Annotated in this window: 16 protein-coding genes, 1 other RNA gene and 5 pseudogenes; 8 read left to right on the top strand and 14 right to left on the bottom strand. The window is 34.0% G+C overall.

Annotation, left to right across the window (positions count from 1 at the left end; genetic code table 11):
• Positions 1–31: 31 nt before the first annotated feature.
• The 4 genes and pseudogenes from ACQH21_RS03055 to ACQH21_RS03040 form a co-directional block, all read right to left on the bottom strand.
• Positions 32–1,185: pseudogene (locus ACQH21_RS03055) on the bottom strand (IS3 family transposase).
• Between the two features lie 76 nt (positions 1,186–1,261).
• Positions 1,262–3,730 carry a cytoplasmic incompatibility factor CifB gene (locus ACQH21_RS03050; RefSeq protein WP_425384473.1) on the bottom strand — a complete coding sequence of 823 codons (2,469 nt, stop codon included), beginning with the start codon at positions 3,728–3,730 and terminating at the stop codon, positions 1,262–1,264.
• Between the two features lie 13 nt (positions 3,731–3,743).
• Positions 3,744–5,162, bottom strand: coding sequence for a cytoplasmic incompatibility factor CifA (locus tag ACQH21_RS03045; protein ID WP_425384472.1), 1,419 nt, complete (start codon positions 5,160–5,162; stop codon positions 3,744–3,746).
• A 147-nt stretch (positions 5,163–5,309) separates the two neighbouring features.
• A complete protein-coding gene (locus ACQH21_RS03040) occupies positions 5,310–6,242 on the bottom strand; it encodes an Rpn family recombination-promoting nuclease/putative transposase (RefSeq protein WP_425384471.1) in 933 nt (310 codons plus the stop codon).
• A 370-nt stretch (positions 6,243–6,612) separates the two neighbouring features.
• Between ACQH21_RS03040 and rnhA the strand changes: the two are divergent.
• From rnhA to rnpB, 4 genes and pseudogenes are all read left to right on the top strand, one after another.
• Positions 6,613–7,124, top strand: a pseudogene (gene rnhA, locus ACQH21_RS03035) (ribonuclease HI).
• 39 nt (positions 7,125–7,163) lie between these two features.
• Positions 7,164–7,466: pseudogene (gene mutL / locus ACQH21_RS03030) on the top strand (DNA mismatch repair endonuclease MutL); the annotation flags it as partial.
• A 78-nt stretch (positions 7,467–7,544) separates the two neighbouring features.
• Positions 7,545–8,698: pseudogene (locus tag ACQH21_RS03025) on the top strand (IS3 family transposase).
• Positions 8,699–8,847: 149 nt separating this feature from the next.
• An RNA gene (rnpB, locus tag ACQH21_RS03020) (RNase P RNA component class A) lies at positions 8,848–9,197 on the top strand.
• A 355-nt stretch (positions 9,198–9,552) separates the two neighbouring features.
• On the opposite strand, the gene ACQH21_RS03015 is transcribed toward rnpB, so the two are convergent.
• The gene (locus ACQH21_RS03015) at positions 9,553–10,323 is read right to left on the bottom strand and encodes a response regulator transcription factor (protein WP_010406882.1); all 771 of its coding nucleotides are present in this window, start codon (positions 10,321–10,323) and stop codon (positions 9,553–9,555) included.
• 323 nt (positions 10,324–10,646) lie between these two features.
• Here ACQH21_RS03015 and ACQH21_RS03010 point away from each other — a divergent pair, with 323 nt between their 5' ends.
• The 4 genes from ACQH21_RS03010 to ACQH21_RS02995 all read left to right on the top strand — a co-directional run bounded on the left by ACQH21_RS03010 (position 10,647) and on the right by ACQH21_RS02995 (position 14,079).
• Entirely contained in the window at positions 10,647–11,624 is a 978-nt protein-coding gene (locus ACQH21_RS03010) for an NAD(P)H-dependent glycerol-3-phosphate dehydrogenase (protein ID WP_064085646.1), read from the top strand.
• A 76-nt stretch (positions 11,625–11,700) separates the two neighbouring features.
• Positions 11,701–12,126: a phosphatidylglycerophosphatase A family protein gene (locus tag ACQH21_RS03005; protein ID WP_010406878.1), complete on the top strand. Its 426-nt coding sequence runs from the start codon at positions 11,701–11,703 to the stop codon at positions 12,124–12,126.
• Entirely contained in the window at positions 12,116–12,907 is a 792-nt protein-coding gene (locus ACQH21_RS03000) for a GNAT family N-acetyltransferase (RefSeq protein WP_064085647.1), read from the top strand. Before ACQH21_RS03005 ends, ACQH21_RS03000 begins: the two co-directional genes overlap by 11 nt.
• A 35-nt stretch (positions 12,908–12,942) precedes the next feature.
• Entirely contained in the window at positions 12,943–14,079 is a 1,137-nt protein-coding gene (locus ACQH21_RS02995; protein WP_019236658.1) for a hypothetical protein, read from the top strand.
• A 3-nt stretch (positions 14,080–14,082) separates the two neighbouring features.
• Here the strand turns inward: ACQH21_RS02995 and ACQH21_RS02990 are convergent, their stop codons facing one another.
• From ACQH21_RS02990 to ACQH21_RS02950, 9 genes and pseudogenes are all read right to left on the bottom strand, one after another.
• On the bottom strand, positions 14,083–14,871 hold the full coding sequence (locus tag ACQH21_RS02990; protein ID WP_425384470.1) for a succinate dehydrogenase iron-sulfur subunit: 789 nt from the start codon (positions 14,869–14,871) through the stop codon (positions 14,083–14,085).
• A gap of 54 nt (positions 14,872–14,925) precedes the next feature.
• Entirely contained in the window at positions 14,926–15,384 is a 459-nt protein-coding gene (gene ybeY / locus ACQH21_RS02985; protein ID WP_015587883.1) for an rRNA maturation RNase YbeY, read from the bottom strand.
• Between the two features lie 339 nt (positions 15,385–15,723).
• The gene (locus tag ACQH21_RS02980) at positions 15,724–16,122 is read right to left on the bottom strand and encodes an EVE domain-containing protein (RefSeq protein WP_064085650.1); all 399 of its coding nucleotides are present in this window, start codon (positions 16,120–16,122) and stop codon (positions 15,724–15,726) included.
• A complete protein-coding gene (ftsZ, locus tag ACQH21_RS02975; RefSeq protein WP_010406864.1) occupies positions 16,122–17,306 on the bottom strand; it encodes a cell division protein FtsZ in 1,185 nt (394 codons plus the stop codon). Before ftsZ ends, ACQH21_RS02980 begins: the two co-directional genes overlap by 1 nt.
• Positions 17,307–17,521: 215 nt before the next feature.
• Positions 17,522–18,025, bottom strand: a complete 504-nt coding sequence (locus tag ACQH21_RS02970) for a hypothetical protein (protein ID WP_425384469.1) — start codon at positions 18,023–18,025, stop codon at positions 17,522–17,524.
• 77 nt (positions 18,026–18,102) lie between these two features.
• Positions 18,103–19,086 (bottom strand): annotated as a pseudogene (locus ACQH21_RS02965) (YifB family Mg chelatase-like AAA ATPase); the annotation flags it as partial.
• Between the two features lie 14 nt (positions 19,087–19,100).
• Positions 19,101–19,973: an IS982 family transposase gene (locus tag ACQH21_RS02960; RefSeq protein ID WP_425383942.1), complete on the bottom strand. Its 873-nt coding sequence runs from the start codon at positions 19,971–19,973 to the stop codon at positions 19,101–19,103.
• Between the two features lie 36 nt (positions 19,974–20,009).
• Entirely contained in the window at positions 20,010–20,549 is a 540-nt protein-coding gene (locus tag ACQH21_RS02955) for a magnesium chelatase domain-containing protein (protein ID WP_425384468.1), read from the bottom strand.
• Complete coding sequence (locus ACQH21_RS02950) at positions 20,479–22,110, bottom strand: recombinase family protein (protein WP_425384467.1); 1,632 nt, start codon at positions 22,108–22,110, stop codon at positions 20,479–20,481. Before ACQH21_RS02950 ends, ACQH21_RS02955 begins: the two co-directional genes overlap by 71 nt.
• Between the last annotated feature and the right edge of the window lie 179 nt (positions 22,111–22,289).

Raw genomic sequence — 22,289 nt, 5'->3', positions numbered from 1 at the left:
AAAAAGTAGACAGAAAGTTAAGACGTTTTTGCTATGAGAATGATGAATCAAAAAGCTCAGGAATGCAATAGTTAATAGTAGAATGTCTACGCTGTTTATTATAAAAAATTTCTATATATTCAAATATTGCGGTTTTAGCTTGTTGTGCAGAGTGTTGTGAAGTATCAATGAGTAACTCTCTCTTAAGTGAACTAAAAAAGCTCTCTGAAACAGCATTATCATAACAACAACCTTTGTGACTCATACTAGAAGTAATATTTTTTGTACTTAGTAAAAATTGATAATTTTTAGAGGTGTATTGCGATCCTTGATCGCTATGAAATAGTAGATTTTTAGCAGATTTGCGCCTACCAATAGCCATGAATAACGCATCTATAACTAATTGCCTATTTACTGCATTACTCATTGACCAGCCAATCACCATGCGTGAATATAAATCTATTATTGCTGCCAAATATAACCATCCTTCATTAGTTTTTATGTACGTAATATCAGTTACCCATATCTTGTTAGGTTGATCAGCGATGAAATTCTGATTTAATATGTTAGGAGTTATAACTCTATTGTCTATTTGTGGTTTTTTACTTTTAAACTTTCGTCTAAGCTTAGCTTGAATGCCATTTTTCTGCATAACATTTTGCACTGTTTTGATGTTATAATTTTTACCTAAAGCCTTTAATTCAGCGTGAATTTTAGGAGCTCCGTATCTGCATTGTGATGCTCGATATACCTTCTGAATATCTTGTATGAGCTCTTCTCTTATTGATTTTTTGTTGTTTTTTTCCTTAGTAATCCATTTATAATAACCACAAGCAGATACGTTCAAAAATCTGCATAATTCCCGTATTTTATAGCAGTTTTCATGTTCTTTTATAAAAGAATATTTTACTCTTTTTGGTTTGCAAAATATCCCAGGGCTTTTTTTAAAATGTCTCTTTCCCTCGTTACTCTTGCCAGCTCTTTCTTTAAATCAAACTTTTCTTTGTCACAATGAGCTACTTTCCCTTTTCCTGGAAACGCATCTACTCCAGACATTCTATCATTGTATGTTTTTACCCATCTGCTTAATGAATCACCGCTAATACCCAAATCTCTTGCTATTTTTGCTGATGATTGACCTGTTTCTTTTACTAGTCTTATAGCTTCAATTTTGAATTCTGCTGTATATTCTTTTCTTTTTGTCATACCACACCTCTTTGAAAAAACGTTTTATTTTACTTCAAAAACGTCTTAACTTTCTGTCTACTTTTTCTGGGTAAGGTCAACTAAATGGAACGTGCAGATTATCATCTATATCAAGCAAAAAAATCGAGTTCTGTCCTGGTTTTCTTTCCGTGTAAAAGCGCCTGAAATTTTCACGAGTCTGATCTGATAATAGACCTTCTGGTGGATTTTCATCAATAACACTTTCAGGTCCCACTAATCCTCTAGTACTGCGGTCAAGCCTATGTATATATAGTTCTTGTGGAATAGATATAAGATCTTCTACTCTCTGTGCACCTGCATTAAATACAGCAGAAGATAAAACCACCTCATTTCCAGGAGTAATAGGCAAATATCCCCTTTGCTTGTTCATAAGTTCTTTTATTCGATCTTTTGCGTTATTCTCCTTTTGTGCTACTTCTTCTGCATTATCAGCAAATCCTAATACATATACAATCGGGTGAGTATCTGGAGCATTCTCCGTAGATTGTCTTAATAATAAAAGGTCTAATCTCTGTTCTGTAATTCTTGTGAGCATTACCCTTTCTCCTTCTTCTTCCTGCCTCCTTTTCAAACTATATGTTTGACCAATTTTATACATAGCAAGCACTTTATCAGGATCGTCACTAGCATAAAATACACCATGTAACATAGACCTAAACTTGTCATTGCTATCTACATCTATTATTGCATCACCGTTCATATTCTCTGGCATTAATACTATAGAAATAGCCATCAGTAATACTCTATGCTGATCTCTATTTTGCCAGCCATCATTCATAACCCTTTCTGAAATACCATGTACATTTTCAGCATTAGGCACTTGTATAAGATCACCAGCAAGAAAATTATTTGCATTTTGATAACCGCGATATAAACCAAGATTATCTACACGGGTATTTAAGTGCACTTGATTATCTTGATTGTTAAGTATACATGACACTCTATAAACGTTAGGATTATTTCTACCAACATTAAGATTTTCTAAATTGATTGCCCCTTGTTGTTGCATATTGTAAGCTCTAACGTCAAGTATGACTATAGGCAAACCTTGAACATGAAAGACCATAGTTAAACATCTTCTTAAATCTGGATCATCATATCTGAATATATGTTTTGTTGCTTGCAACCTACTTCTTTTTCCATTCCTTTGTATTGGTATATACCCATTATCAAAAGCACTACTTCCAAAAGCAAAACCAGTTATGCAATCAAATATTCTATTATAATTCTCTGCATTTCTTGGTATTTCATTAGGAAGATGTTGAAGCAAGAAATCTCTAATATTTTCTCTAATTCCTTCATTCTCCAAACACTCAAACAATCTTTGTACTAAAGGAAACCTACCCTGTTGAAGCCCTACTGTATCAACCCTAAAAGGAATTCGATTTAAATTAAAATTTAATCCAACACAGACAGTATTTCTTGATTCAGTATGGATAGGTATAAATGAAAAAACATGCAATCTTTCAGCGTGACTTCTGGCGCGGTTTAATGCGATATTGGACGGTGCCCTTGTAGCAAGATTGACAACAATAGGAACATTTTCTCTTTCTGCTTGATGACGTACAAGAAATGCAACATGTGAGTTTCTAGGAGATAAGTCAAGATCGATGCCTATTGTGTAGCGATGACTAAAATTTGCTAAGAAACCTAATAAAAACCCGTGACTCTCAAACTTTTGACTGCTGCGATTTTCAATATTATTTTCTAGCGCTTGTCTGCAATTATCATAGATGTCAGTGATGTATGGCAAAACTTCCCTGTGCATTCTACGTTCTACATTTTGTCTTTGGTTATTTGCTAGTATTCCCATAAAGTTGTCAATCCTTTGTTGACCTTGTGCTACCTGTGCAAAATTGACTGATCTATCAAGTTGTCTGAGCTGATTTTGATTGAGTTGTCTTCCTTTTATTTCCTGAATTGTCAATCCGTGATCTCCTAAGAATTGTCTAAGAAGACTAATCTCAGATGCTGAATACTTGACAAATTTATCTCTACCTCTAAAATCCTTTTCACGAATCACCTCGAATACTGTTGCAATTGCCTCTCCCTGACTCTTGCCCTTTCCATGCATGCATACTTTGTATTGCTCAAAATTTAAGTCTTCTTCCCTTAAATTTGGATTTTGCCGTTTAATCTCTCGCACTAGAGCATTTCTCTCCCTTGTACTAAACCTTAACCCGTCACTGTTAGGGCGATCAGAAATGCTGTAACACTTGACAACTCCCTGTCCGTTACGACTACGAGTTAAAACAGCAACCTTTAAGTTTCCTGTATTTCTATTCCTACCATCTATATCAATACCATGATTATCAAAACGAAAATAGACTCTCTCATTTGCATCCAAGATATCAGCATCATGTGCAGTAGCAAACATGCTAAAAAAGAATACAGGAAGGAAACGACCTGCACTCACATGATACAAGAAAGATGGACATTGATCTAAAAAAGATTCAAACCTTTGTCTGAAACCTTCAAGATCTCCATCCACTAAACTCCTAATAAGTCCATCACCATTATTCATATAAGATACCCCTCTATTTTCTACGGCTAGAAACACCACTCACACTAGGAGCTTCAAACTTGGACTGTGGACCATCACCAGAACCATCAAGTGGCAAAGATGTTTTCTTACTATCATGAGCTTGAGATCGTGTCCGTAAATTATACCTAGGACCATCACCTCCAGGAGGTAAAGTTGTTTTTTCTAACTCAGAAAACAATTCTTTTGCCAAATCATCGTAGTTTATACTTTCTTCCATTCCTTCCCTACCACATAATCTAAGATTTCTTGTTATTAATTTTTTAAAGAACTCAAACTTTTCAGGAAAGCAATCTTTAGCAAATAATATTACATCTAATATTTCTCTTTTCTCTACTTCTTTTTCCTCATCAGACTTATAAATGTCTTCTCGTTTCCAGTTAATTATTAACCCTGCAAGCATGTCCTGTATAGGAACTATATAATTAGAAATATTAACAGAAGCCTTTCTGTATTCAACAAAGCGGCCACACTGCCAAATTTCCATAATAATAGACCTAGCTTGAACGCTTGACTCAGGATTTTTCAACATCATATTTGAAAGTGAGTAAAGAAGGAGGTCATACTCATCCTGTGAGAATATTTTGTCCGAACAGTCTCCTCCTGCTGAAACTTCTTTATAACACCAGCACTGTACCAAATCATGAACCGTATCAAAAAAACATGACTCTATTAATTCAGCAAAAAGGGAATATACTCCTTTATCTTTCTGTGATAATTTCTGTAAAAGAGTATCTTTATCGACTATCTTATTTACACAAAAATCTAAAATAGGGGCGTCTTTCTCAACAGATTGAGGACGAGAAAGAGCAAGAATAGCTTCTGTGAGCTTCTTTTCCTTATCTTCTTCTTTTAAATGATTATAAAAATACTCTACCCCTTCACTCCACTTAAGTTTTACAGCACTATCAAAACCTTCTACTGCATCATACTGCTTTAATTCCCCAGATTCTCTATCAATCCAGAAACTTAATACAGGATCTTCCCTTTTCATACCGTTCAACAATGAGTTTCTTATGTATATGTCAGTTACAGGATTACCATAACCATCAACTGCATTCGAGGAAAAACTACCTTTGTAAGATTCAAACTGCTCTTGAAAGAGATGGTGAATTTTATCTACTACGCAATACCTACAAGCTATATCATATTCTGAAAGTGGATTATCTACCCCACCTATTTTCTCTTCAGTAAACCTTTGACCTAAAGCAGCATTATCCAACCTTACACCTGACCAGCAACCTTCATCTTGGAATACATTACGCAAAAACTCCAGCTTATCATCCTTGAAGTATTTTATATGCTCCATAAAGTTGTCATGAAGGACTCCCACCCATCTCTTGATAGCTGACTTCCTCCCGGCAGTAACTGTTGGATCTGGATGTTTAATAGCTTCCTGTAATTTTTTGGACATCGTAGCCCGAAGCTCTTTCTGTGTTGGCATTAACCCCTCCTATTAAGTATTAACAGTGTTATGTAAAATAAGGCATTATACAGACATTAGAATGGATTGCAATATTAAAATTACTAGAATAGAGAGTTTAATAAAAAAACGTTATGGCTAAAACTTCTTTTCTTGAATTTTCTCAATATAATCAACAGAAAGACCAGTAGTTTGAGTTATAATGTCAATAGAAACTCCTGCTTTAAGTAGATTCTTTGCGACCTCAATTTTCTCTGCTTTTCTGCCTTTTTCATGGCCGATTTGGATGCCTTCTTGTCTACCTTCTTGTCTACCTTTTTCTTGACCAACTTTAAGACCCTCATCAAATTTTTGAGCAAAAGCAGCAATCTCATCCATTATGCGTTTCTTCATTTGTTCATATGCTAGTAACTCTTCTTCTGACCAATTAAACTTATTCATCTCTTCATAAGCTCGTTTTATTATTACATCACTACCAACTATCTTATCTAGATCCTCTTCCCTTGTTTCTCCTGCATATCGAAAAAAATAACACCATTTTTCTACTATATTTTTTAGTTGGTCCTCTTTTGTCTTTGTAAATTTTGGTAATTCTATGAATACGAAGTAAAAATCCTTTAAGTCATGTTCAAAGCTATTTTGATCTAAAATGACATGATTAGATTTGTACTCAGCCTTATCTGGAAAAATAATACAATCAGCAACAGCAATAAAGATAATTTCTTTGAGGTTATGATAATCATCACCTTGATCAGCTTGACTTGAGTAGGCTTTAGCAGCATAGTATTGAGCACGCTTTTCGAAGCCTTTGGTCTTAGTGAACTGCATTTCTATAATATATCTTGAACCTTGAGAGTCTTTACAAAGAACATCGACAATACTCTGCTTTTTAGCGGCAATTTCAGGGTCTAAAATGGTAGCTAAGAATTCAACATCGTGAATAGCAGCTAAACCAGTAAAGCCTAAAATATCGTTCAAGAAATGAATGAGGATATCTTTATTCTTCTCGGTGCCAAATATTCTTTTGAAGGCATAATCGTTGCGTGCATCAAGAAATTTAGATAAAGCCATAGAAAATCCACTTAAAAAGCATTAATAATTATACACAATTGTGAAGAAATATTCAACTCTTTTGTGTTTAAATCTTATTTTTTTAAACTTTGGGTATGTTAGAGAAAAAAACGACTGTCACAGATGGCCTAAGAATAGCATCTTCTGCTTTAGACGTCCACTTGTACATCTTTTATCAACCCTTCTGTAAAGCACCTTAAAAGACCAGAAAATGAATTTATAGATTTAGTAGCTATAAAGAGCTTTAAAAACACTTATTTTTGGTGTGAGAGGTTAACCTCATAATAAAAACACGAGCCCAAAAGCTCAATTACGATTTACCCAACATCGTGAGGACAGGTTCATTAACCTCCCACACCTTAGCAAACTTATGTTAAATCTATATCCTATTAGTATGGGCGAGAAAAAGGAGGTTACAATATATACAGATGGAGCATGTTCTGGAAACCCTGGCCATGGTGGATGGGCAGCCGTGATGATGTATGAAGATAAAAGTGTCTTTATCAAAAAACGTATCTCTGGAGGTGAAAACAAATAACAAGATGGAGTTAAAGGCTGTAATTAATGGGCTAAAGACGTTAAAAGTTTCTTGTAAGGTTATTTTATTCACTGATAGCCTTTATATTAAACAAGGTATAACAGAGTGAGTGGAAAATAAATGGTTGGAAGACAGCCGATAAAAAGCAAGCAAAGAACATGGAATTATGGAAAGAGCTGGATGAAATTGCTTTGCGGCATGATATTAATTGGAAGTGGGTTAAGGCTCACAATGGCAATATTTACAATGAGGAGGCAGACAGGCTTGCTAGAAAAGCAACTAAAAAGCTGAAGTATAGAAATTATGAGATCCAGAAATCACCAAAAAAGAAATATAAATCTTAGACAAATGAAGGATATATTTTACTTTCAATTAAAGACTCTATGGCAATAATTCTTTTAGACACAAAAACCATAAACCGTATAGCAGCGGGAGAGGTAATAGAAAGGCCAGCAAGTGTAGTAAAGGAATTAGTAGAAAATGCAATAGATGCTGGAAGTTCAGAGATAGAGATCAAAATAGAAAGTGGTGGACGTAACCTTATAACTGTGACAGATGATGGAAATGGAATAGAAAAGGACGACTTAGAACTAGCATTTATGAGGCATGCCACTTCAAAATTAAGCGATAGTAAGTTAATAGAAATCAAGCACCTTGGGTTTAGGGGAGAAGCTTTACCTTCAATTGACCTTACCCAGAAAAAGTAGACAGAAAGTTAAGACGTTTTTGAAGTAAAATAAAACGTTTTTTCAAAGAGGTGTGGTATGACAAAAAGAAAAGAATATACAGCAGAATTCAAAATTGAAGCTATAAGACTAGTAAAAGAAACAGGTCAATCATCAGCAAAAATAGCAAGAGATTTGGGTATTAGCGGTGATTCATTAAGCAGATGGGTAAAAACATACAATGATAGAATGTCTGGAGTAGATGCGTTTCCAGGAAAAGGGAAAGTAGCTCATTGTGACAAAGAAAAGTTTGATTTAAAGAAAGAGCTGGCAAGAGTAACGAGGGAAAGAGACATTTTAAAAAAAGCCCTGGGATATTTTGCAAACCAAAAAGAGTAAAATATTCTTTTATAAAAGAACATGAAAACTGCTATAAAATACGGGAATTATGCAGATTTTTGAACGTATCTGCTTGTGGTTATTATAAATGGATTACTAAGGAAAAAAACAACAAAAAATCAATAAGAGAAGAGCTCATACAAGATATTCAGAAGGTATATCGAGCATCACAATGCAGATACGGAGCTCCTAAAATTCACGCTGAATTAAAGGCTTTAGGTAAAAATTATAACATCAAAACAGTGCAAAATGTTATGCAGAAAAATGGCATTCAAGCTAAGCTTAGACGAAAGTTTAAAAGTAAAAAACCACAAATAGACAATAGAGTTATAACTCCTAACATATTAAATCAGAATTTCATCGCTGATCAACCTAACAAGATATGGGTAACTGATATTACGTACATAAAAACTAATGAAGGATGGTTATATTTGGCAGCAATAATAGATTTATATTCACGCATGGTGATTGGCTGGTCAATGAGTAATGCAGTAAATAGGCAATTAGTTATAGATGCGTTATTCATGGCTATTGGTAGGCGCAAATCTGCTAAAAATCTACTATTTCATAGCGATCAAGGATCGCAATACACCTCTAAAAATTATCAATTTTTACTAAGTACAAAAAATATTACTTCTAGTATGAGTCACAAAGGTTGTTGTTATGATAATGCTGTTTCAGAGAGCTTTTTTAGTTCACTTAAGAGAGAGTTACTCATTGATACTTCACAACACTCTGCACAACAAGCTAAAACCGCAATATTTGAATATATAGAAATTTTTTATAATAAACAGCGTAGACATTCTACTATTAACTATTGCATTCCTGAGCTTTTTGATTCATCATTCTCATAGCAAAAACGTCTTAACTTTCTGTCTACTTTTTCTGGGTAAGGTCAATGTACCGGAATATCACCTTTAGCTATTTGTCTGAATGTTTTTAGTATGTAGACTGTTAGGAAATTTTCTTTTGCTTTTGTGATTTTAATGTTAAAGTATAATTTCTAGGTGAAATAAGTAGCTGCTGTTGTGTGATAAACACAGCAGAGGAAAGTCCGAGCTCCAAGAAAAGGTAGTGACGGGTAACGCCCGCCGGAGGTAACTCCAGTTATAGGGCTACAGAAAATTACCGCCTAAAATATTATTAGGCAAGGGTGAAAAGGTGTGGTAAGAGCGCACCATAACAATGGCAACATTGGTAGTCAAGTAACCAACACTAGGAGCAAGATTAAATAGAAGTAGATTCTATGTTTTTCTCATATCTACTCGGGTAAATCGCATGAAGTAAATGGTAACATTTACTCCAGATAAATAGCTACATAAACAGAACTCGGCTTATATTTCACCTAGGCAATGCATGAATGTCAGCCATACTATGTAAATGTATCAAACATTTCACATATCCTGTACGCTCAATTTGACCACCTATATTCCTTTTACTTCTTGGCTTATCTCTTTTTTTATTTCCTTTTGAACTTAACAAAGCTTGAATTTTAACCGAGCTTTTCCTTTAACTCGTCATTCTCTATCTCTAAAACCTTATTTTCTTACCTATAACTTTTTAGCTTAGCTTCCAACTTTTCTATTTTTTGCTGCAAGTCTTTGTAAAGTTCTAAAAGACTAACCATGTTACCTCACTTTTACGATTGGTTTTTATCTTATTTCATCTACCTATTTTGTTGCTTCAATGAATGGGTGAATAAAGCATTTCATGCGTTGTCCTTCACTTGTTCTGCTTGATAGTCACTACTGCTTTCGCTTATATTAACACTAGAGTATTCTTCATCGTCAACATACTCTTTTAGAACATATCCTCTACCCCAAACGGTTTCTATGTGGCTTATTCCATCATTTGCACTTTCAAGTTTTTTACGTAATTTACACATAAAAACATCAACTATTTTGTTGTCTGAAGGTTCGTCCAAGCCATTGTAAAGATGGTTTAAAAACATTTCTTTTGTCAACACTGCTCCTTTACGCAATGCCAGCAATTCTATCATGGAATACTCTTTGTTAGTAAGGTGAACTGTTTTGCCTTTTACCTCAACAATCCTGTGATCAAAATTGATATTCATATTACCAATCTTTATCACTGATTCGGGATGGCCTTTAGTACGTCGGACTATGGCCTTAATTCGAGCTAATAATTCGCTCTTGTGAAATGGCTTGGTTAAGTAATCGTCGGCACCATACCCAAGTCCTTTAGCTTTATGGTTGGCAGCGGAGATACACGAAAGTATTAAAACAGGAACTTTGATTTTTGCACTTCTTAATCTTAACAGTATATCATATCCATCAATATCACCAGGCAGGTGTATATCTAGAATAACTAGATCGTAACAGTCTCCACCCGAGGAAACCATATTATTGTTATAATCTTGTGCAGAAGTAACAACGTCGCAAAAATGTCCATCAGAAGTTAAGGCATTAACTACAGTCCTTGCACTTACTTGATCATCTTCAATTAATAATATACGCATATTTTACACCCCATAAATAATTTATAATTTTAGTAATATATATAACCAAGGAAAGTAACAAATCAAATTTTTATTAATGAATAATAGAAATTACACTTATTAATTAATAGTTAATGTGTCGTTCCAAAATTATACAAATAGATCTAAAATACAATAGATATACTATAATAATACTATTTTTAGTAAATATTGAATAGAAGCTATTTTTATTAAAAGAATACTTAGGTTAATAGATATTTAAACTATTTTATACTTTTATGTTATATTTTTAATTTACTTATTCTACAGTTTTAAATTATAAGTAATACTTTCAGGAATATTGAGTGGTAATATCAGTTTTAGGTGCTGGCGCATGGGGTACAGCAATTGCGATTTCATTAAGTAGTAAGAAAAATGTAATTTTGTGGACTCGCAATAAGGCCATATTTGAATCAATTAAAGAGAAAAGAGAAAGTGACAAGCTACCTGATTGTCCAATTTCTGATAATGTATCAGTAAAATTAGCTATTGAAGATGCAGTTAATGCTTCAGTAATAATTCTAGCTGTTCCCACTCAGTCTCTAAGGGAGATATGTCATCAATTGAATGATTGTAACCTAAAAAAAAATGTAGCAATAATTTTGGCTTGTAAGGGAATAGAAAAATCTACATTAAAATTACCTAGTGAAGTAGTCAATGAAGTTTTACCTAATAATCCTCTTGCTGTTTTTTCTGGTCCTAGCTTTGCTATAGAAGTTGCAAGAAAATTACCATATTCGATGGTTCTTGCATGTCAAAATGAAGTATTAGGTTTAAAATTAGTATCAGAGCTACAGCAAGAAAATATTAAATTGTACCTTAGTAGCGATGTTATAGGAATACAGGTTTGTGCAGCGTTAAAGAATGTTTTTGCTATAGCATGTGGGGTTGTTCTAGGTAGGTTTGGGTTTAATGCTCATGCAGCATTAATTACGAAAAGTATGAGTGAAATTAAGGCTTTATACTCAGCAAAAGTTGGTGACGGCAATGTAGATATAAATACACTACTTGGACCAGCATGCTTAGGCGATTTGGTTGTGACATGCACATCATTAAATTCAAGAAATCTATCTTTTGGATCTAAAGTAGCTAATAGTAATGGTTCTAGTGCTCAGCAGATTTTATCAGAAGGTAAGTCGGTAATTGAAGGTTTTAACACTGCTAAGTCTGCATTTGATTTAGCAGAAAAGCTAAAGATAAAAATGCCCATATGTGAAGCGATCTATAGATTGCTATATGAAAATACTTCTATAGAAGATACTATTTCTGTTCTTGTAAATTAGTTTTATATTTCGGTATATTGTGAAATTTTTATATAAATTAATATCAACATGGTGGCTATCTGGCACGGTAAAACACATGCCAGGTACTATAGGCAGCTTGGCTGCTTACCCAATTGTTCCTATATTACTCAATGACAGAATTTTAGGTACAGCAATTATTTTTTTTTTATTCTTAGTTGGATTATGGTCTACAGGCAATTATATACAACATTACAAAGCTCCGCATGATCCAAAAGAGGTAGTAATTGATGAAGTAGTTGGTCAATTGCTGACAGTACTTCTAGTTTCAATATTATTAGAACAAGAAATGAATAGCTCTGTATTGTTGGTGTGCTTTTTCTCCTTTAGGTTTTTTGATATAATAAAAGTGTGGCCTATAAATTTGATTGATAAAAATACAAAAGGTCCTTTAGGTATTATGCTAGATGATGTTGTAGCTGCAATTTTAGCCTTTGTTTTTATAGGAGCCTTTTATTGTTTATTGTTGGTTTATGCAGAATAAAAAAATTTGTTATTCAAGCTTAATTATTCAGAACCTAAAGGATTATATACTTTATGCAACGAATTTGTCCAAGTGGGAAATACATGACGAATTTGATAATGTTATATTTACAGTAAATGGTACCAGAGAATCGTTATTTAATTTTGTGTTTTGTGAAGATCAATGTACTGAGCTTTCCATATGCAGAACTCTAGATTATCTCAAAGCACGAAATATAGAAGCAACATGGATAATAAGTCCACGTATAAAAATAGGGGGTATTTTAGAAAAATGCGAAATAAAACACGTTAGCACACCAAAAAAAGTTTTACTCAATATAAAAGATTATTTTTTGCCTGATGATGCTGTTCCAAATTTGAAGTTCAATGTTGTAAATAGTAGTGAGCTCTTAGAGCAATTAGATTTACACACTTCTAAAATTTTTTATCATAGAATTAGTATTGTTAGCACATTTTTTCGCCAATTATCGAATTATGATGATAAGAGCTCAAGGTTAAGATTTTTTCTTGTAATGCTAAATAACGAAATTGTTGGAACATGCGGTCTTTATATTCAAGACAGCATAGCTGGTTTTTATAGCGATGGAGTTTTACCAATTTACAGGGGTCGTGGAATAGGAACTCAAATGGTTCTAGAAAGAATAAAGATAGCTAGGCAATTTGAGTGCAAATACATAGTAGCACATTGCATGAAACCTTCTGTAAACCTTTATAAGAGATTAGGCTTTAGGGTATTGGGCAATCTTCACTTATATACCTCTTCAGTACAATCTCTTTGCTGAGAGGTTACAAATTTTTATATTTGTTTTAGAATACTATGTTTTTTTTGTATGAAATAGTTTTACTACTAATTCTAGTATTCTTCTTTTTCTCATATTCTAAATTAAAAATTAGTAATAAAATTAAGGACTTACAACATCAAAATGTTATCATAAATAATTTAATAGATACTGTGAATGATGGATTTTATATTTGGGACGCAAAAAAACGTATAGAAAAATTTTCTCCCAATTTACTAATTTTGCTTAATACTGTTTTTTATTCATTTAATGAGTTTGTAAATTTTTTTGAGCAATCAGAAAGCTTAATTAAAAGTTTTGCTGAGGCAAAGGAAATAAATAAATCTTTTACTCTAGATTTAAAGTCAAAAGACAGTGAGGTTTATTGCACATGTTATGGTAAAAGCATAATAGATTATTCTAATAATGTGATTGGTGTGTTGTTATGGATAAGGAATATCTCCGATTATAAGATAAAAGCTAATGAACTTGAGTTAGAAAATAGTAAGCTTATGCGAGAATTGGAGAACTATAAAAAAATTTTTGACTCTTTACCATTTCCAATACTGAAGCACAATAAGAATAAAAAAGTAAGGTTTTATAACTTATTTTATGATAAATATATAGGCAGCTCTAAAAAATTTACTGTTGCGAGTGGCTCCTATAACGTAAAACCAGGAGAGTGTGTAATAACTTACAAGAACGAACCTAAGGTTTTTAATTTTGTTGAAGTTCCAGTGCAAAATTCTAATAGCATAGTAATGTATGGAAAAGATATTAGTGATGAAAAAAAATTACATACTGAGCTAAGCAATTGTTTAGCTGCACAAGAAAGTTTGCTTGAGAAGCTATCGATTGCTGTAGCGATATATAGTAAGAATCAAAAGCTAAAATTTTATAATAATGCTTTTATAAAAACTTTTCAGTTTGATCCAAAATTTTTGGAGTCTTATCCAACTTATCACGAGATTATGCTTCACCTATTTGAATCTAAAAAGCTTTTAGGAAAAAAGGATTTTCAAACTATTAATAATCAAAGACATGAGTTGTTTAAAAGATTACTGGAATCATATGGTGAAACAATACATTTCATGAACGGAAGAACGTTTAGAGTATTAACAATACCCTATGCTTCAGAGGGTCTACTATTTTCTTACGAAGAGTGCCAGAAATAACACTCAAATTCCTTCTCTCTCTACCATAAGCTGTTTTACTTTCGCTATCGCTTTTGCTGGGTTAAGCCCTTTCGGGCAGGTTTTTGTACAATTCATTATTGTATGACAACGATACAACTTAAATGGGTCGTTTAAAGAAGCAAGTCTTTCTTCTTTCTTATTATCACGACTGTCAGCAATCCATCTATAAGCTTGCAGTAATACCGCTGGCCCTAAAAATTTATCACCATTCCACCAATAGCTTGGGCAACCAGTCGAACAGCAAGCACATAGTATACAATCAGACAGACCATCCAATTTTTTTCTATCTTCAGGAGATTGAAAGTATTCTTTATTTTGTAAGGCAGATTTATCTGTTTGTAACCAAGGTTTAATCGATTTGTATTGCTCATAAAATTGGCTTAGATCTGGAACTAGATCCTTTACTATATACATATGAGGTAGTGGATATATTTTTACTTCACCTTTTATATCATGTATAGATTTAGTGCATGCAAGAGTGTTGGTACCATCAATATTCATTGCACAAGATCCGCATATTCCTTCTCTGCAAGAGCGTCTAAAAGTTAAGGTTGAATCTATTTCATCCTTTATTTTTATTAATACATCAAGTACCATAGGGCCACAATTATCCATATCGATAAAAAATGTGTCTATTCTTGGATTTTTATCATCATCAGCAGACCAACGATAAATTTGAAATCTTCTAATATTTTTTGCTCCAGTAGGAGTAGGATAAATCTTGCTCTTTTTATTAACTTTAGAATTTTTTGGTAAAGAAAACTGAACCATATTGCTTACCTTTTACAGCTAAAACCCCTTTTTTGTAAATAACATATTTTGGTATTATCTACCATACTTTTCCTTTTCAAATTCAAGCAAAGCTAAAATCTTGCTCTCTAAACTTTTCATTATAATTTCTTCATCTTCTTTTTGATGATCATAGCCAAGTAAATGCAGCAATCCATGAACTAACATGTGTGCAGTGTGAGTGAGGATAGATATACAGTACTCATGAGACTCTCTTTCTATTGTATCTACTGCAATTGCTATGTCTCCTAGATCACATTCACTAGATAACTGTTCGCATGGAAATGATAGTACATTAGTTGGCTTATCTATTTCTCTAAACTTAAGATTAAGTTGATGTAGCAAGTTATCATCAGCGAGAGCTATTGATATATTTGGTTTATAATGATCTATTTTTAATTCTTTTAGAGAAGCATTAATAATATTTAATACAAAACTCTGTGGGTCCTTCGTAATACTATGCCACCTCTTATCAAGAATATTTACTTCTAACATGAATAAAGCACCAGAAAGGACATTATCCCATCACTTGACATTGGAACCCAAAAAAGAAGAATTATAGACCATCGTATCATACACACAACTATACGAATATTGTACACTAGAAGTATGTCATCCCAGTGTCGGAGCACTGGGATCCAGGAATTCTGATTAGACATTAGGTGAGTGAATATAAAAGCTATATTAAAACACAACATTTTTAATGTGGTTGCATTACAGCTGGATTCCAGTGTCAAGCACTGCTTTGTGTTTGATGCAAAATCGGCTACTTCGAAACAAACACTCATACAGCTGTATGTTGTGTGCTGAGGTAATATTGTTTGGCAACAGGTATTACACATCACTCATCCTTATTATTTCATTCCACTCAGTCTCTAAAACTGGAGAAACTGATAAACGTGATTGTTTTAATATAACCATATTTTTCAAAAGTGGGTTTTGTTTTATACTGTTTAACGTCACTTGGTTACTTAAAGGTTTCAAAAATTTTACATTCACTAGTCCAAATTTGGAATTATAAACATGATAATACTCCTTTAATACTTCAACTATTCCAAGTATAACTCTCTCTTTACCTGTATGATAAAAAAATGCAAGATCGCCTAATTTCATAGCTCTCATGTAATTTTGAGCTTGATAATTGCATACACCATTCCACTGCGTCACCTGCTCCTTTCCCATTTTTTGCCACGAGTATTCACTTGGCTCTGACTTGAGTAGCCAAAATTGCATTATTTTTTTCTTCTTAAATAAGCTGGTATATCATAAACATTGCTACCCCACTTAACTCTTTCGTTTGTTTGCTCAGTTGAAGCATATTCTTTTGTTTCTAATATTGGAATTTGATTATAAGGCCATTTAAAATTTTTTTCCTCTGCTGGGATCTTGTTTTGATTAACAGATGAATTGTTGTTACAGCTATCAATGCCAGTTGCAAGAACAGAAACTCTAACTCTTCCCTCCATCGCCTGATCAAAAGTAGCACCAAATATTATATTTGCATTTTCATCCACTTCTTCACGCACTCTATTGGCTGCAGCATCAACTTCAAATAGAGTCATATCTCCACCACCAGTAATATTAATCAATATTCCTTGCGCACCTTTCATTGATACATTATCAAGCAATGGATTAGATATCGCAGCCTCTGCAGCACTAATTGCCCTATCTTCTCCTTCTGCCTCTCCAGTACCAATCATTGCTTTACCCATCTCACTCATTACTGTTTCTATATCAGCAAAATCAAGATTAATCAGTCCTGGCATGATCATCAAATCAGTTACTCCTCTTATGCCAATATGCAGAACATTATCGGCGAGTTGAAATGCGTCAGCAAATGTAGTTTTCTCGTTAGCAATTCTAAATAAATTTTGATTGGGAATGACAATAAGTGTATCTACGTATTTTTGCAACTCTTCAAGTCCAAGCTCTGCAATGCGCATACGTCGCACACCTTCAAAACCGAACGGCTTAGTTACAACTCCAACAGTCAGTATCTTTTTTTCTTTTGCTCCTTTATCTTTAACTACCGCTCTTGCTTCTCTGGCTGCTTTTGCAATTACCGGTGCAGCACCTGTTCCAGTACCACCACCCATCCCTGCTGTGATAAAGAGCATATGGCTATCTTTTATATGCTCCATAATTTCATCAATTGATTCTTCTGCTGCACCTTTACCAACATCAGGCAAAGCACCAGCACCAAGGCCCTTAGTTAAGTTAATACCAAGTTGAATTTTTTTATCACATAATGACTTCTCTAACGCTTGAGCATCGGTATTTGCTACAACAAAATTTACTCCTTGCAAATTGGATTGAATCATGTTGTTCACAGCATTTCCACCAGCACCACCCACTCCCACAACGGTAATCCTTGGGTGTAATACAGGTAGCTCTGGTAAACTAAGGTCGATTGACATTTAAATTTTACTCAAATATTAGTGAATTCACTTGATAACAAGTTACTGCTTTTTTAACAATATGCAAACATTTTTCATTTTGACATACGCAAACAGTAAACAAGATTTACTTATTCTTAACACTAGAAATATCACTAATCAATAGACGTAGTGATTTTCGAATTTTAACCAATAGAAAAAAGGGATAGGTTTCTATCCCTTTTTGTTTTGTTACACTAAGATATGATGCGTGTTTCTGAAAGATTAATACTAGTAATACCATCCAAGAGCGTTAATGGTGTAGTACCTTCTTTAAACTTCCAATTATTACTATCTAGTTCGCAACCATCCTTGAAATTTTTCTCAAGCTTAGCAAGTTGCCCTGCCTTACTACTGTTCATATATGCATACACAGGTGCAGTTATTAAAGCTGCTACTGCAGCAAGAACTATCAAACTAGCAATGAGTGGATGAGCAACTGCAAAATTAGACATTGCAGTAATCGCAGGATTAACAAGTGTTGCAGCTTTTGTTCCAACTGTACCAACAAAAGTTGCATAAGCTGGACTTAAGAAATAAGCAGCCGTAAGCGAAGCTACTGCTGCAATTGCTACAAAAGTAACAACTGTTTCACTCGGATTTTCTTTTACAAGAACCCAACCTTGCACAGGAACTTCTTTAGCTGCTGACCAAAGCCCTTCACTTCTGTATTTATTTTTTATTTCTTCAATTCTTCTCATAACTTTACTCCAAAAATATTAAAATTTCACTAATGGTAGTATATGGCAAAAAAAAGTTGTCTGTCAAGCAGATTAATTTATTTATACATTCTTATTCTGTAATTCAGCGCTTCTGCGATGTGTGCTCTTTTTATTTCCTCACTTTTCGCAAGATCTGCAATGGTTCTTGCGACTCTTAATACACGTGTATAGCCTCGATTGGAAATGTAATTTTCTTTCAGTACGTATTTTAGCAATTCTAACCCTTCCTGATCTGGTTCAGTGAATTTATTTAATGCTTCACCACTGACTTCTGCATTGCAACGAATATTAAATTTACTATAACGCTCAGTTTGAATTTTTCTCGCTGCTATCACCCTTCCTCTTATAAACTCGGTACTTTCTCCCTCCACAGAGATTTCAGGAGAAAGTATGCTAACGTTTGGCATTTCAATGCATATGTCTATTCTATCAAGCAATGGTCCTGATATTTTGTTTTTGTAATCTGTGCCACACTTTGGAGCTTTGTTGCACGATCTACTTGCATCACCTAAATAACCGCACCTGCAGGGATTCATTGCAGCTATAAGTTGAAAATTAGCTGGATAAGTAATGTGAGCATTTGCACGTGCAATAGTAACTTTTCTATCTTCAAGTGGTTGACGTAGAGAATCAAGTACAAGCCTTGGAAATTCAGGTAGCTCATCAAGAAATAACACACCATTGTGAGCCATGGTGATTTCCCCAGGCTTTGCATTTTTCCCTCCCCCTATCATCGCTGACATCGAGCATGAGTGATGAGGTTCACGAAAGGGACGAGTTACTTTAAATGTTTCGTTACCGGCTTTTGTTATGCTAGAGATGATATTAACATCAATCATCTCTTGTTCAGTCAAATCGGGTAATAGCCCTATAAATCGCTTAGCAAGCATTGACTTTCCAGTACCAGGAGGTCCAACAAGGAGCATATTGTGTCCACCTGCTGCTGCAATTTCAGCTGCTCTTTTTGCAACAACTTGACCTTTAATATCCTTTATATCTGGAACTGAATTTTTTTCTTTGGGTGCAGCGCTATAGTTAAAACCTCAGTTGCGGATTAGCCAACGAAGTAAAGCTTAGAAATGCAGGGCTTTTTCGGCTGCATGGAATATGAAACAAGCGTAGAAAAAATGTGTACCAAAAAATTTATCGGTGATCTATGTCTTGTATGCTCAATCTCAAAGTTGTTTTTCAGAGAGCCAAAAACTGTCTCAATAATCGATCTTTTTCTTAACAAAATCTTCTCATTTAGCGCCATTAATGAGTTTTTCATACCCTTTTTTATACTGGTTACAAGCTTTAACCCTCTATCGAATAATTCGTGAAAAAGATCTTTTTTGATATATCCTTTATCTCCAAACAATAATCCAGTCAATTTCTGAGTTAAATTTGGCACAGGTTTTCTATCATCAATGTTGCCTTTTGTCACCGTAACCCCTTGAATTTCGCCAGCTTCGTTGATTACTAGATGTAGTTTAAAACCGAAAAACCACCCATAGGTAGTCTTTCCAATCTTTGCCAACCCTTTGAAAACTTTATTTCTCGAGGTCCTTTTTGGATGGCAAACAGCGATAGATGTTGCATCTATGTACGAAATCCCTGTCACTTTTGACTGTTCGCAAAACCATTGCATTAAGAGCACTAAATACCATAAAACCCTAGATTTTAGCCTAATAAACCTACTATAGGATGGCAATTTTGGAAACGCTGATTCGTATAATAATTTCAAATAATGCACATAGAAAATTTTAAAATTGTCGCACTTGGATTGGTGATATAGCAATATTATGGTAAGAATCTCTGAATGCGTAATCTCTGGCGTCCTGGTTGGTTTTTTGCTACTTGGTAGAAGTTTTTCTGCAAAATTCTTGTCAACTGAATTGCAAAAATCGTCGATCAGGCAAAATAATTCTGTTATATTTTCATTCATTGGTAACCTCTCTATTTTGTAAATAATTTTCCGAGGTTACCCTATTTTCCTGGCTTTTTCACTGATTTCTAATCCGCAACTGGGGTAGTTAAAAGTTACCGGCTGAATTAACTGCTCACCCTTAAAATGTCTGATAATATCGGTTAATTTCTCTATAGCTAGAATAGAAACATTCTTTACCCATGAAGCTTCTACTCCATTTCCCCTTGGGCAAATTACTCCTTTATTTGCCTGTTTTGCATTGATTGCTGTTGGAAGTACTCCTGAGATTGGTATGACTCTGCTGTCTAGTGCAAGCTCGCCCATAATTATATAAGACTGAACTTTTTCAACTGGTATCACATTCATTACAACAAGTAATCCAACAGCAATAGCTAAGTCATAATGACTACCTTCTTTAAGCAAATCCGCAGGGGAAAGATTAACTGTGATTCTTTTTGGAGGTAGTAGTAAATTAATTGAGTTTAATGCCGCTCTGATGCGCTCTTTAGATTCTGCAACAGTTTTATCCGGCAGTCCAACAATATTGACTGCTAGTACAACATTGCATAATTCTATTATGGCTATTTTGATCAAAATTTGCAAGATTTTTTATGCGAAATACTATATACAAGTGATTGTGATTGATTTCAATTTGATGAATTAACATTCTAATAATATTTTGCTTAGTCTGCCAATCTACTTGATCAAGCTTTGATTCAACACTTGAGGAAAAGTTTTTCAAGCTATCTGTAACAAGGCTCAATTCTTGTTGTAACTTCTTTTGATCGAGTGTTCTTTCTTTCTCTTCTTCAATTTCTTTCAAATTCTGTTTCATTGTTGTGATTCTTGGTTCAAATTCTTCTTGGCTTATAAACCCTTTAGCATAGCTATCAATAAATTTTTTGATACTTAATCTTAGCTTACTTTCTTGCTTTTCACGTGTTTGATTATGTAAAGGTTTTTTGTTCTCTGATAATCTACGTTGATATTCATTTGCAATTCTATCTGGCTCTTTCAAGATACTCTTGACTTCTTCCCATATAACTCCATCTAATATATCAGTGCGTATTGATTTATTATCGCAGATTTTATTGCCATTAAATTTGCTAGAGTTTGTACCAGAGCAACGATAGTAATAATATGTCGACTTTTTATGAACGTGGTTTGTACCACAATAAGTATATTGACAACGTTGACATACCATTAAACCTTGTAATAAATATGTTTCTCTTCTTTGCCGTACTCTTGCTCTTTGTCTATTTTCAGCTAATTGTGTTTGCACTGAATCAAATAAATTTTCATTGATTATTTTTGGTACTGGAATATAAGTCCAATTCTCTTTATCACTATTAAAGCGACCACTTTTTAGTTTACCACAAGTTCCTTTTTTTGACTTTTTTACTTGTGGTTTTGAGCATGTCTTAGTTTTACCATAAGCTGCTTGTCCTATATAAGCAGGATTTTTTAACATGTTCCAAATAGTGCTCCTTTTCCAATACCTTTTTCCTGTTCGTGTTATTACCGGTATCTTATTCAGTTCATGTACAACTTCTCCTATACTTGCTCTTTCTTGGCCAACCCGACTAAATATTTTACGCACTATATTTGCCTCTTCTTCATCAACCTCAAATTGAGCACTTCCTTCACCTACATGTTTTGCTATGTAGCGATAACCGTAAGGCGCCCTACCCATCACACTTATACACCCAGCTTTGGCCGCATGAAGTTTACCTCTACGGTTTCGTTCCATAATCTTTGCACGTTCATACTCTGCTATTGCTCCTTGAATCTGTAGAAATAAATGGGAATCAGGATTATCATCAAACTTATGATTCAAAAATACTATTTCAGATCCAGCCTTTTTAAACTCTTCGAGTAAGATCATTTGATATGAAAATTTACGTGATAGCCGATCAGGTGAATGAATATATATCTTATCAATCTTACCTTCTGCTACTCTATCACGTAAATTTTCTAAGCCAGGACGTTCTAAATTTGATCCACTGTAACCATTATCAACAAACCTATGCTCATCTAATAATTCATGTCCATCGCTACTAATGCGACGCTCCAATTCTACAATCTGACTCTCTATCGTATTCTCTTGTGCTTGTTGTCTTGATGAAACTCTTGCATACAAGCTTACTGTTGTCATTTTCTTTCACCTCCTTTATTTTATATTTCAATAATTGTTCATAAGCATCTGCCAAATATGTACTCGCCAATCTGTGAGGTTCATAACGGCAATTAATAGTTAATTCCCCTTTTTGCATGTTTTTCTTCCTGTGAGTTTTTTTATAAGGTTAGGAGACTTCTATTAAACTAAATCAACGC

Source organism: Wolbachia endosymbiont (group B) of Eupithecia inturbata (assembly GCF_964030915.1).
Lineage (GTDB): Bacteria > Pseudomonadota > Alphaproteobacteria > Rickettsiales > Anaplasmataceae > Wolbachia.
This window is presented reverse-complemented; position numbering and strand designations above follow the sequence as displayed.